An 11,887-nucleotide genomic window follows, 5' to 3' on the forward strand; every position below is an offset into this window, starting at 1 on the left:
CGATATAAAAATATTATTTAACAATATTGACCCAAATAGGACTTGAGATTTGGTACAAATATTGCTCATATCTAACTAAGGCAATACCAAGATGAATGCCGAATAAAAAAACGAATGGATGATTGCAGGAGAGAAGCACAGATCGTGCTCGCCGAAGGAGCAAGTTCCCCCAGGAAACTCTCAGGCAAAAGGACTGTAATCATATAAAAAATCTGGAGAGAAGTAGGCTGGACCTACTCACCGAAGGGGAAGGTTCACGTTGCTTCGCAAGGAACCAAAGCTCTCAGGTAACAATGACAGATGGGGCGAACATAGGAAATATAATTTCCAAGGAGCCTATATGTGTCATATTGTTGTGATTGGTGCAGGTATTACTGGGGTAACGACAGCTTACGAACTCGGATTACTCGGTTATCGTGTCACTGTGGTCGATAAACATCTTTATCCTGCGATGGAAACGTCGTTTGCCAATGGTGGACAATTATCAGCGTGTAATGCTGAAGTCTGGAACCAAAAAGCAACGGTGGTGAAAGGCATCAAATGGATGTCACAAAAAACCGCGCCATTATTATTAAATCCAAGTTTTAATCTACACAAATATTCATGGCTCTTTGAGTTTATGGGGCATATTAAAGATTATCGTGAAAATACTCACGAGACCGTTCGTCTCGCCTTGATGGCACGTCAGCGTTTATTTGAAATAGCTGAGCATGAAAACTTGCAGTTTGATTTAGAAAAACGCGGCATTTTACATTTTTTTCATAATCAACATGATTATGAGGTGGCGACTCAAGTTAATAATATGCTCTGTGAGGGGGGCTTAGAACGTCATCCTGTGACATTAGCTGAAATCCGTGATATTGAACCTAGTTTGAGAGGTGAATACTATGGTGGCTTTTATTGTCCGGGGGATGCCACGGGCGACATCCACAAATTTACGACGCAGCTTGCTAAAGCAACAGAACGCTTTGATGTGAAATATATGTGGGGTTTTGAGGTGACTGACTTTGAACATCATGCAAAAGGTGTCAATGTTCAGTTAAAAGCCAGTGATGAAAATATGGAACATCCTGATGCTGATACCATACTTGAAGCAGATGCTGTGGTGGTCTGTGGTGGTGTAGGTAGTTATGAACTTGCACATAAACTCGGTGACCGCGTAAATGTCTATCCAGTCAAAGGATATTCAATCACCATTAATTTAAATGATGAACAAAGTCAGGCCAATGCGCCTTGGGTGAGTCTGTTGGATGAAAGTGCCAAAATTGTGACTTCACGCTTAGGTGCAAATCGACTCCGTGTTGCAGGCACGGCAGAGTTTAATGGCTATAACCGAGATATTCGTGCAGATCGCATTCAGCCCTTAATTGATTGGTCAAATCGTAACTTTAATCTATCAACAGAATATGTGGTGCCGTGGGCGGGTTTACGACCAATGATGCCCAATATGATGCCTGTGGTGCATGCAGGTAAGCGTGATCATATTTTTTATAATACAGGGCATGGTCATCTTGGATGGACCTTATCTGCGGCAACAGCTGCAATGATTAGCCAGCAAGTGCGGCAAACACATCCAATTTAATAGACATATTGTAGACATAAAAAAGCCTCAACCTTGAGGCTTTTTTTTCTAAGTCATTCGAATTTGATCTTAATCATATAAACGATAAATCCCTGCAAACCGTTCACAGCCTTTTTGTTCAGTTTTTACTGAGAGTAAGGCTTTACTGTAATTGAACTGATATTTGCAGTCGTGTTCATTATCGGTGATTTGATTTTTTTGTTCGGGTGTTGTGTAAGCTAAAAAGGGAATGGTTTGTGTTTCAACTCGATTGTTCGGATTACGATAGGCAATGCCTTCAATTTTGATGCTGTCTTTGCCCAGTTGATGCACCTTTAAATGTACAGGTGATGTCGCAAAATGACCATTTTCAAATTTCAGATAATGCTGCGTTAAACTTTGGTTCATCGAGGTGTAGATATTCAAATCTTCGTGGCGAAGCTCAAATTGTTGTTTGAAACAATCCAAATTTTTGCATTGCTGAACACGACTGTACCATAATTTTTGTGTATCTATCAGTAAGCGTACAGGGGCATCAGTAATCAACTGCGCTGTTAAAAATAGCCCATCTAGCTTTTCACGCTGTTCTTCAAAACCGTCAGAACAGTAATTTTTTTTTGCCAGAGTATTGGCATGATCACAGTCTATCTTTTCTGCATGCGTAAACGTCGCTAGGCCAGAACCTATTAGCAGAACAAATCCGAATTTTTTGATGATATTTATTTCAGTTTTCAACAGCATGATCGCTTATACTTTCACTATGTTGCGCTTGCCCACACTATAGCGAAATAGAAAGCGTGAATACAAGATTTCAATCATTATTTTCTCAAGGAACTCAAGCATGATAGCTCAAATTCGTATCGGTCAGGGCATGGATGTGCATGCATTTGAAGAAGGTGACTTTGTAACGCTTGCTGGTGTTCAAATTCCACATACACATGGACTCAAAGCACATTCAGACGGTGATGTAGTACTACATGCGCTTTGTGATGCATTATTAGGTGCTTTGGCACTTGGAGATATTGGTCAGCATTTTCCAGATACAGATCCAAAATTTAAAGGTGCCGATAGTCGAGTACTTTTAAAACACGTTTATCAACTGATTTTAGACCGTGGATACGTACTTAATAATGCTGATATTACTGTGGCTTGTGAGCGTCCTAAACTAGCAAAACATAATTTAGAAATGCGTCAAAGCATCGCAGATGTTATGGATGTTGAAGTCACACAAATTAGCATCAAAGCGACCACCACCGAAAAATTAGGGTTTACTGGTCGCCAAGAAGGTATTCTTTCTACTGCAACAGTACTGATTTCTCACGCAAAATGATCTGGATGGATCAGCGCATGTTGTAAATCTTGAGTTGCTTTACGGCCTTGGAGTTGTAAGGCAACCGCATGGATTAAACCTGTCCATGTTTCATTGGGTTCCCAAATTTGATGCATCAAATCTTGAGCCTTTGGCACATCAACATCCATATAGTATTGACGATATAAATACATCAAACTGCTGACACGGAAGTTTTTCGCACAGTGTAGCCAAACAGTTTGACCTTGAACCAAATGGTCAATCATATCGAGTACTAAAAGGCATTGATCATCTGAAGGGGTATCCCAAGAGATCGGAACTTGGATGTAGTTCAGGCCTAGATCTAGGCAAATGCGGTCTTCATGCTCGATATGATTGGATGCATCAGTCAATGCTAAATTGATAACTGTTGAAACACCATATTCTTTAATCGTTTGAAGCTCAGAAGGAGATGGTTGTCCTGACGTTAATAAGTGTTCATGTATATATTGGAAGTTTTCAATGTGACTTAACGCATTTTCGATTTCATTCATCTGACAAATAATCCTTCAAAGTAAAACGCCATCTCGAAGATGGCGTTTTTCATTCACTTAGCGTGTCGGTAACACGTCTTTAAGTGCTTCATGCATCTCTAACAAGACTTTTTCAGTCGTATCCCAATCGATACAGCCATCAGTCACTGATTTACCATATTCGAGGTCACATAGGTTGGCAGGAATATCCTGACGACCACCTTTTAAGTGACTTTCTACCATAATACCCACGATTGACTTGTTTCCGTCAAGGATTTGTTCAGTAATATTTTTCAGAACAAGGGGTTGTAGGTACGGGTCTTTGTTTGAGTTTGCATGACTGGTATCAATCATGATTTTGCCACTAACTTTTGCTTTGGCTAATGCCGCTTCGGCATCTGCAACTGAACCTGCGTCGTAGTTTGGTTTACCGTTACCGCCACGAAGTACAACGTGTGCATATGGGTTACCACTGGTACGAATAACAGAAACTTGACCTTGGTCGCTTAAGCCCAAGAAGCTATGACCATGTTTAACAGATTGCATGGCATTGGTCGCAACGGTTAAACCGCCATCTGTACCATTTTTAAAGCCCACAGGTGAAGACAGGCCAGAAGACATTTCACGATGTGTTTGGCTTTCAGTGGTGCGCGCACCAATTGCTGACCAAGAGATAAGATCTTGGTAGTACTGTGGTGAGTTTGGATCGAGTGCTTCGGTTGCACAAGGCAAACCTTTTTCATTCAATTCAAGTAAAAGTTTACGACCAATACGTAAGCCTTTTTCGATGTTGAAAGAATCGTTCATGTCAGGGTCATTAATTAGACCTTTCCAACCCACAGTGGTACGTGGTTTTTCAAAATACACACGCATCACGACATAAATCGTATCTTGGATTTTGTCGCTTAAAACTTTTAAACGGTCAGCATAATCATGTGCAGCGACTGTGTCGTGAATTGAACATGGACCAATGACAACAAAAAGACGTTTGTCATTTCCATCTAAAATATTACGTACAGTTTCACGGCCCTTAAGGACTGTTTGATAGGCAGTTTCAGTCAGAGGTAGCTCTTTTTTTAGTTCTGCAGGAGTAACAAGAGGCTGAATGCTTTTTACATTCACGTCATCAATGTCGTTTTGGGTAATAGAATTTGACTGTAAAGTATTCATTGCCGTCACTGGTTTGATTATACAAAAGGTTGTTTCGTGAGCCGAATATAACATGAATATAGCATTCAAATGTTATAAAAAAGATCAATAAGTCTCTGAAAAAAAAGTGATGAATCGGGCAGTTAATTTAAACCTGCTGACTATTCACCGTCGGTGCGATCAACATTGCAGTTGTTGGTTTTTCAACAGGTTTTGATTTTACTGGATTAATGATGAAATTCATGCCTAAAACAAACAAGGTAATGCCTAAGACTTTACGAATCACTTTTTCTGGTAAACGTGAGCTGATCAAAGTTCCGACAACAATCGCGGGAATAGAACCAACCAATAACCAACCCAATAAATGAAAATCGACATTACCTGAGCTCATATGACCCAAGCCTGCAACCAGTGTAAGAAGCACGGCATGTACGACGTCAGAGCCGATAATACGAATCATCGGTAAGTTCGGGAACATAAGCACCAAAGCCATAATACCGAAGGCACCTGCACCAACAGACGATAGGGTAACGAATACGCCTAAAATAATCCCCATGATGATGATATATGCACGCTTATTTTTAGCTTGGAAATTGATACGTTCAAGATCCGCACTCATATCATCCAACTGATCAGTTTTTCGAAATTTATTAAAGAATTTTTCGATATGACCACGGAAAATAATTGAGATCCCAGTAATCGTCAGCATAAAACCCAAAAACATGGTTAATACCGTTTTGTAATGTGTCGATTGGCTCAGATAGTTTTCCAGTACCCAATGGGTCGCAAAAGACGCAGGGATACTGCCGACTGCAAGCCAAATAACAATGGTCCATACAATATTCATTTTACGTGCATGAACTAAAGAACCACAAAATTTTGAAATTGCGGCATATAGTAGGTCTGTGCCGATCGCAATATGGGGTTCAATTTTATACAGGCTGATCAGGATCGGGGTCATCAATGAACCACCGCCAACGCCGGTAATACCTACGCAGAAACCTACAATTACACCTGCCAGAATGAACTCTAAAGGACCGACCATCGCTGAATGCCAAATATCAAAAAACGTGCATATCTTATGACTAATTGATATAAGTCGTTGTCTCGATTAGTGATTTGCTTGTGAAAAAAATAGATAAAGAGTGGTTTTAATTTGGAAAATAATGGATTTTAAATAAGCTAAGTTATTGATTGTAGTTTTTGCAAGTGGTTGATAGCTCAAATGGAGATTATGCTGCAGTGAAATCATGTATTTAGAATATAAGGTGATGACTATCTGAAATGCATCTCTAATACCAAAAAACGCACCGTAGGTTTATTTTCCTAGTCTTTAATTAGTTATTTATCGATATATGCGACTGTGAACTTAAAGTCCATTCCTGCAAAATCTATACTCCTTAAAAAGATAAGGTTTCGCCATTATTCGAATATGAGTAGAAGGACACTAACTAGACATTTTAAACATGCGTCAGAACTACCTATTGTCACTTGGTCAAATAATGAAAGACTGCGATGTGGGGCTGAATTGCTCGAATTGACAGATTATTCAGTTGATAAACTTGCGGAAAGCACGGGTTTTAAAACCGCAGTACTATTTCGTAAAATGTTTAAGAATAAATACGGCACAAATCCGAACCATTGGCGGAAAAATTTTAATCAGCAGCTAAGTAGCAGTGAAGATTATTCTTAAAATGTTGAATTAAAGACGTGCAGCTTTTTTTTGGAAATCTATTAACTTTGCGAAGGACTCGTATAGAATCTATAGCTAAAGAACATTGAGTTAAAAGGACAGACTTTTGCAAAATCGGAAACTTAAAATTGGCATCGTGGTTGGGGAAGTATCGGGGGATACATTAGGCGCCAAGCTTATCCGCAGTTTTCGAGAGCAAGGGATTGATGCGGAATTTGAAGGCATCGGTGGTCCGCAAATGATTGCAGAAGGCTTTAACAGCTATTATCCGATGGATATTTTATCGGTGATGGGGATTGTTGAGGTCTTAAAAGATATTAAAAAACTATTTGCTGTACGCGATGGTCTGGTTGAAAAATGGACTGAAAATCCTGTCGATGTTTTTGTGGGGATTGATGCGCCGGATTTTAATTTGCGTTTATCCAAGAGCTTGAAGCAAAAGCAGCTACCAATTAAAACAGTGCAATATGTCAGCCCTTCAGTGTGGGCATGGCGACAAGGCCGTGTGCATGGCATCAAGGCGAGTATCGATTTAGTCCTTTGTTTATTTCCTTTCGAAAAAGCGTTTTTCCAAAAATGGCAAGTTCCGGCTGCATTTGTCGGACACCCATTGGCAAGTCAGTTGCCTTTAGATAATCCACTCGTTGCGGCTAAACACGAGTTAGGCTTAGATGAGCAGCAAAAGCACATTGCATTACTTCCGGGCAGCCGTCGCGGTGAAATTGAGCGCTTAGGGCCTTTGGTACTATCTGCCGCACAGATTTTGACGGAGCAGCATCCAGACTATGTGTTCCTGATTCCTGCAATCAATGATGCACGTAAACAGCAAATCGAATTGTTGCTCAAGCAGTATCCTGAAGCATTACAAGCCAAAGTTCGCTTGATGGAAAACAACGATACGGAATCTAAAATTGGCCGTCAGGTGATGAACGCATCGAATATTGTCGCTTTAGCATCAGGAACGGCAACCTTAGAAGCGATGCTTTTACATCGTCCAATGGTGACTTTTTATAAGTTAAATTGGCTGACCTATCATGTGGTGAAATTGCTGATCAAAATTCCGTATTATTCATTGCCAAATATTATTGCGGGCAAAAAGGTGATTCAGGAACTCATCCAACATGATGCAACGCCTGAAAAATTAGCAGCAGAAATTGAAAGCTTGATGGATGTTGAAAAATCGCAAATTCAAGTGATGCAGCACATCACCATGCATAAACAACTGCTTTCAGGCAACAGTGAAAATCCTGTGGAAGCGATTTTAAAGCTTTTAAATTAAATAAAAGTATGATACACGGTAACCTCATCCGCAACTGTTCGACGCAGGACTACTTCTAATCAAAAAAGTTTTTGCGATACTTTGAGTAATTTGACGCTATTGAACGAGTTTTGTCGGTGAGGTGCATTGCACCGTAAGATGGTTTCCTTGCGAGGCTTCGCTTCTCATTTTGCCGAATGAGAAACAACGTTTCGTAAGAGTACCTCCAGCCGAAGGCTAATCCCTTTATTCAATCCCTAGATGTAAGACTCCGTCGAATAAAATTAAAAATCATTTTAAAAATGCAAAATTACTTTTATGTGCGTAACGTCAGTTAAATAAACCTCTAAGGTGACTCAGCTTTTGAGAGCTGATGATGCTGTCGATACTGGCTCGGTGTTTGATCATAAAACTTTTTAAAAGTTTGGCTAAATGCTGTTTCAGATGAGTAACCGATACGATGGGCAATTTGCTGAATAGTCAGTTGCCCCATTTGTAAGTGCTGTGTCGCCAGTCGCAAACGATGTTGCTGCAAATAGGCGAGTGGAGATTCACCGAGCATTTGAGTGAATAAACTGGCAAATTTAGAACGTGACATGCAACATTGTTCTGCCAAGCTTTCGACGGTCCAAGCATGCTGTGGTTGTTCATGAATCGCGGCCAAAGCGTTGGATAATTCAGGATGACTCAAGGCATGCAACCAACTGCTTGAATCTGACAAGGCTGCAATATAATCACGCACACATTCGATAAATAAAATACTCACCAAATGATCCAAAATTTTGTCGCGGCCTGGACGGATCTGATGCGCTTCAACGGCCAGAAAATGTAAGCCAATTTGCAACCATTCCGGTGCGGTACTGCTCATAATGTGTGGTGTATGTAACAGCGTGGGGAGGGCATTCACTAAAGGCTTTGCCATAATGCTGTCGACATGTCCACGGATCGCGAGTACAAATAATTCTTCTGCTTCATGAGACTCAGTAGAATTTAATTCAATGGTTTTATTTCGTTGCTCTTGAAACAGTGGTGTGATGTTCACTGATTCGACCAAGATATCAGACTGTATAGATTTGCAGTGGTGGTTTTGCCCTGACGGAATAAGGCAAAGATCGCCAGCTTCAAGTAAGACCTGCTCTTGATCTATATGTACAACACACTGACCTTGAATCACTACATACGCAACCATGGCATTGTGATCTTGAAAATGAAAAGCCCAAGGATGCTGTGATTTCAAATAAATATATTCAGATCGATGGAGATGAATATCATCAAAAATTTTACTTAAAGCATCCATATTTCAAATATTTACTCATATTAATTTTGTATTTATAGATGGTCACTATGTGCTTAAAGGTCAACATTTATCCTTAAATGCCAAAGACGATAGCATAGTTTTTTTGGACGCTTAAAACTGTTCTGGCTGCCCATATTTTACGAATATAAACACAGAAGAAGTAATTAAGGAAGTCTAGCGCATGAATGCACCAGTAAAATTAAATGAACAGCAGCTCGCTCAGTTAGAAAGTAAAATCGGTAGTGTTTTAGATAAAAAACGTTATGTTTGGCTATTGAGTCCAGGTTTACCAGTCATTGGTATGGGGATCTTGGCGGGTTATCATTTTGGTCCAAAACCGACAAAAAAACTATTTGCCATGGGCGGGCCGCTTCTACTGCATGTCATTATTCCTGCACTGGATGCACTGATCGGTGATGATGCCAATAACCCGACAGATGATGACATTAAAGTTTTAGTAAATGATCCTTATTATGATCGTATCGTCAAATTATTTATTCCACTGCAAATGGCAGCGAACGCTTTTGCTGGCTATGTGGTTACCCGTAAAGATGTTTCATTATTAGATCAAGTTCTACTTGGGATTTCGATGGGTGCCATCAATGGAGTCGGTGTAAATACAGCACATGAACTTTGCCATCGACCACATAAAAAAGACCATTATTGGGCACATGCGACGCTCGCGCCTTTGGGTTATAGCCATTTCCGCATTGAACATCCTTATGGACACCATAAACGTGCGGCAACGCCTGAAGATCCTGCATCTTCAAAAATGGGCGAAACCTTTTATGAGTTTTGGCCACGCACTGTATTTGGTGGAATTAAATCGGCGGTACAGATTGAAAAACAACGTTTAAAACGTAAAGGTTTAAGTTTCTTTTCGAAGGAAAATGAACTGTTTCATGGTTGGGCGATGAGTGCAGGTTTTCATGCCGCGATGCTGAAAATGTTTGGTAAAGGCGTGACACCGTATTTAGTTACACAGGCCTTGTATGGAATCAGCCTTTTTGAAATTATTAATTATATTGAACATTATGGCCTGAAACGTGAGCAAAAAGCGGATGGAAGTTATGCGCGAACCATGCCTGAACATAGTTGGAATAACAATAATATTGTGACCAATCTATTTTTGTATCAATTACAGCGACATTCAGACCATCATGCATATCCGACTCGCCCTTTTCAGGCATTAAGACATTTTGATGAAGCGCCAGAGTTGCCTAGTGGCTATGCCACTATGCTAATTCCTGCTTTAGTACCCTCTATATGGTTTAAGATGATGGATAAACGGGTCTATGATCACTACCAAGGCGATTTAACTAAAGCCAATATTCATCCTAAACGTCGTGCAAGACTTTTTAAAAAGTTTGCGGTTTCAGACGTTTAAATCGAATACCTGATGAGAAGAATCCCAAGCTTGTTTGCTTGGGATTTTTTATTGTGCTTAATTTCAAAATCTAAAAATGATTGTTTTAAATAGAGTCTCTTCTTAAGACCACCAATAGCGCAAAATATGGAAAAAAATCGGTGCAGAAAAGCAGATTGAATCAATTCGGTCGAGCATGCCACCATGGCCTTGGATAAGTTGTCCCCAGTCTTTTACACCACGATCGCGTTTAATGGCTGACATGACAAGACCACCAAAGAAGCCAAATATGCAAACAATAAATCCAATACATGCAGCCTGTAGATAGCTAAAGGGTGTAAGCCATGACATAGCAACACCTAATGCAGTGGCTAAAGCAATGCCTCCGATTAATCCTTCTACGGTCTTAGATGGTGAAAGTATCGGTGCGACTTTGTGCTTTCCAAATAGCTTGCCACAGACATATTGCAAGACATCGGAGGCTTGTACCACCATGATCAGCCAGATTGCTAGCCAAATTTTTTCACCCTCAAATCCGGGAAGTTTGAGGTTTAATAGCGCAGGCACATGCGAAATACAGAATACGCTGATCATCAGACCCCATTGAATTTTTGAACTGCGCTCTAAAAATCGCGTGGTATCTTCGGCTTTGAGTGTAGCGATAGGGATAAGAAGAAATACATACAGCGGAATAAAAATCGAATATAGCCCGTACCAGTCGATATACACCAAGTAATACTGGTAAGGGATGACAAAATAAAAAGCGATCAATAAAGGAAGATAATCACCGCGACGGGTTGGAAGTAAGCTGATAAATTCACGTAAAGCAAAGAGTGAAATCAACGCAAACAGGATCACAAAGGCAATTTTGCCTAATGAAATTGCTACACCAAGTACCAACAACATGACCCACCATGCATTGATCCGCGCATTTAAATTGTCGATGACCGGTGCCGGCGCATAACCCGCTTTAAATTTTAGTATTGAGCCAATGGTTGAGGCAATAATCAAAATAACCGCAAAGATACCAAACAATACATAGGTCATTTGCGCATTGGTGAATTCCATTATTGATACTCCAATGCTTTTAATTTGAGTAATTCGTCCTGAGCGTAGTTTAAAAACTCAGTTTTACTCTGTTCATTATGGGCTTCTAAAGGTTTGCCAAAAATAACGGTAGATAATAATGGCAATGGTATAAGCGCGCCTTTAGGCATGACACGTTTTAAATTAGAGATCCATACCGGTACGATTTCAACATCAGGAAATTGATTTTTGAGATGAAATAAGCCGCTTTTAAAGGCTAATAATTCAACGTCATCATTTAAATTTCGAGTACCCTCAGGAAAGAAAATAATCGAGTCACCTTGAGCTAATACGGTTTTGATCGGTTCTAAGGGGTCTTGATTTTGCTCTCGATTTCGCTGAATAGTGACGCCAGTAAACGTATCTTGAATGAGAAAACGTCGAAAGCCATCTTTTAGCCAATAATCCGAAGCCGCTACAGGACGCGTATTCCGTCTGAGATCTGTCGGTAGTGATGACCAAAGCAAAATAAAGTCGATATGGCTATTATGATTTGCATAATAAATACGCTGCTTCATTACAGGTTTACACCCGACCCATAGACTCCGCGCGCCCGTGAGCAGCCGCGCACCACGACGAGTGAGAAAGGCAATATAGCGAGCAATTGAACGGCTTAAAAAATTACCTTTCATTGGTGAGTGAGCATTCCTTGAAGT

Annotated in this window: 12 protein-coding genes and 1 riboswitch; of the genes, 5 read left to right on the plus strand and 7 right to left on the minus strand. The window is 40.2% G+C overall.

The window, feature by feature from the left end:
• Positions 1-115 precede the first annotated feature (115 nt).
• Positions 116-206, plus strand: a riboswitch (glycine riboswitch).
• Positions 207-340: 134 nt separating this feature from the next.
• A complete protein-coding gene (locus MST16_RS07275) occupies positions 341-1,582 on the plus strand; it encodes a D-amino acid dehydrogenase (RefSeq protein WP_180011897.1) in 1,242 nt (413 codons plus the stop codon).
• Positions 1,583-1,651: 69 nt separating this feature from the next.
• Here MST16_RS07275 and MST16_RS07280 read toward each other — a convergent pair whose 3' ends face one another.
• On the minus strand, positions 1,652-2,302 hold the full coding sequence (locus MST16_RS07280) for a hypothetical protein (RefSeq protein ID WP_180011894.1): 651 nt from the start codon (positions 2,300-2,302) through the stop codon (positions 1,652-1,654).
• 100 nt (positions 2,303-2,402) lie between these two features.
• Here MST16_RS07280 and ispF point away from each other — a divergent pair, with 100 nt between their 5' ends.
• Positions 2,403-2,891, plus strand: coding sequence for a 2-C-methyl-D-erythritol 2,4-cyclodiphosphate synthase (gene ispF, locus MST16_RS07285; protein WP_168378679.1), 489 nt, complete (start codon positions 2,403-2,405; stop codon positions 2,889-2,891).
• Here the strand turns inward: ispF and MST16_RS07290 are convergent.
• The 3 genes from MST16_RS07290 to MST16_RS07300 form a co-directional block, all read right to left on the minus strand.
• Positions 2,879-3,403 carry a protein tyrosine phosphatase family protein gene (locus MST16_RS07290; protein WP_180011892.1) on the minus strand — a complete coding sequence of 175 codons (525 nt, stop codon included), beginning with the start codon at positions 3,401-3,403 and terminating at the stop codon, positions 2,879-2,881. The genes ispF and MST16_RS07290 overlap by 13 nt on opposite strands.
• Before the next feature lie 57 nt (positions 3,404-3,460).
• Positions 3,461-4,552, minus strand: a complete 1,092-nt coding sequence (locus MST16_RS07295) for a 3-deoxy-7-phosphoheptulonate synthase (RefSeq protein ID WP_143221612.1) — start codon at positions 4,550-4,552, stop codon at positions 3,461-3,463.
• A 127-nt stretch (positions 4,553-4,679) separates the two neighbouring features.
• Positions 4,680-5,576 carry a sulfite exporter TauE/SafE family protein gene (locus MST16_RS07300; protein WP_078193863.1) on the minus strand — a complete coding sequence of 299 codons (897 nt, stop codon included), beginning with the start codon at positions 5,574-5,576 and terminating at the stop codon, positions 4,680-4,682.
• A gap of 387 nt (positions 5,577-5,963) precedes the next feature.
• Here MST16_RS07300 and MST16_RS17515 point away from each other — a divergent pair, with 387 nt between their 5' ends.
• Together MST16_RS17515 and lpxB are read left to right on the plus strand one after the other, a co-directional pair.
• Positions 5,964-6,224, plus strand: coding sequence for a helix-turn-helix domain-containing protein (locus MST16_RS17515; RefSeq protein ID WP_180011890.1), 261 nt, complete (start codon positions 5,964-5,966; stop codon positions 6,222-6,224).
• 106 nt (positions 6,225-6,330) lie between these two features.
• The gene (lpxB, locus tag MST16_RS07305) at positions 6,331-7,503 is read left to right on the plus strand and encodes a lipid-A-disaccharide synthase (protein WP_180011888.1); all 1,173 of its coding nucleotides are present in this window, start codon (positions 6,331-6,333) and stop codon (positions 7,501-7,503) included.
• Between the two features lie 325 nt (positions 7,504-7,828).
• On the opposite strand, the gene MST16_RS07310 is transcribed toward lpxB, so the two are convergent.
• Positions 7,829-8,779: an AraC family transcriptional regulator gene (locus tag MST16_RS07310; RefSeq protein ID WP_180011885.1), complete on the minus strand. Its 951-nt coding sequence runs from the start codon at positions 8,777-8,779 to the stop codon at positions 7,829-7,831.
• Between the two features lie 181 nt (positions 8,780-8,960).
• On the opposite strand from MST16_RS07310, the gene MST16_RS07315 reads away from it, so the two are divergent.
• Positions 8,961-10,166, plus strand: coding sequence for an alkane 1-monooxygenase (locus MST16_RS07315; RefSeq protein ID WP_180011883.1), 1,206 nt, complete (start codon positions 8,961-8,963; stop codon positions 10,164-10,166).
• Positions 10,167-10,268: 102 nt separating this feature from the next.
• Here the strand turns inward: MST16_RS07315 and MST16_RS07320 are convergent, their stop codons facing one another.
• Positions 10,269-11,213: a phosphatidate cytidylyltransferase gene (locus tag MST16_RS07320; protein ID WP_078191012.1), complete on the minus strand. Its 945-nt coding sequence runs from the start codon at positions 11,211-11,213 to the stop codon at positions 10,269-10,271.
• Complete coding sequence (locus tag MST16_RS07325) at positions 11,213-11,863, minus strand: 1-acyl-sn-glycerol-3-phosphate acyltransferase (RefSeq protein WP_180011880.1); 651 nt, start codon at positions 11,861-11,863, stop codon at positions 11,213-11,215. Before MST16_RS07325 ends, MST16_RS07320 begins: the two co-directional genes overlap by 1 nt.
• Positions 11,864-11,887: the final 24 nt, after the last annotated feature.

This window comes from Acinetobacter sp. YH16040_T, from assembly GCF_024605785.1.
GTDB classification, from domain to species: Bacteria; Pseudomonadota; Gammaproteobacteria; order Pseudomonadales; family Moraxellaceae; genus Acinetobacter; species Acinetobacter amyesii.

What these genes read in the sequence shown, in the direction of transcription:
- MST16_RS07275 (WP_180011897.1), top strand. Translation starts at nt 341, where the DNA reads ATGTGTCATATTGTTGTGATTGGTGCAGGTATTACTGGGGTAACGACA.
- MST16_RS07280 (WP_180011894.1), bottom strand. Translation starts at nt 2,302, where the DNA reads ATGCTGTTGAAAACTGAAATAAATATCATCAAAAAATTCGGATTTGTT.
- ispF (WP_168378679.1), top strand. Translation starts at nt 2,403, where the DNA reads ATGATAGCTCAAATTCGTATCGGTCAGGGCATGGATGTGCATGCATTT.
- MST16_RS07290 (WP_180011892.1), bottom strand. Translation starts at nt 3,403, where the DNA reads ATGAATGAAATCGAAAATGCGTTAAGTCACATTGAAAACTTCCAATAT.
- MST16_RS07295 (WP_143221612.1), bottom strand. Translation starts at nt 4,552, where the DNA reads ATGAATACTTTACAGTCAAATTCTATTACCCAAAACGACATTGATGAC.
- MST16_RS07300 (WP_078193863.1), bottom strand. Translation starts at nt 5,576, where the DNA reads ATGGTCGGTCCTTTAGAGTTCATTCTGGCAGGTGTAATTGTAGGTTTC.
- MST16_RS17515 (WP_180011890.1), top strand. Translation starts at nt 5,964, where the DNA reads ATGAGTAGAAGGACACTAACTAGACATTTTAAACATGCGTCAGAACTA.
- MST16_RS07310 (WP_180011885.1), bottom strand. Translation starts at nt 8,779, where the DNA reads ATGGATGCTTTAAGTAAAATTTTTGATGATATTCATCTCCATCGATCT.
- MST16_RS07315 (WP_180011883.1), top strand. Translation starts at nt 8,961, where the DNA reads ATGAATGCACCAGTAAAATTAAATGAACAGCAGCTCGCTCAGTTAGAA.
- MST16_RS07320 (WP_078191012.1), bottom strand. Translation starts at nt 11,213, where the DNA reads ATGGAATTCACCAATGCGCAAATGACCTATGTATTGTTTGGTATCTTT.
- MST16_RS07325 (WP_180011880.1), bottom strand. Translation starts at nt 11,863, where the DNA reads ATGAAAGGTAATTTTTTAAGCCGTTCAATTGCTCGCTATATTGCCTTT.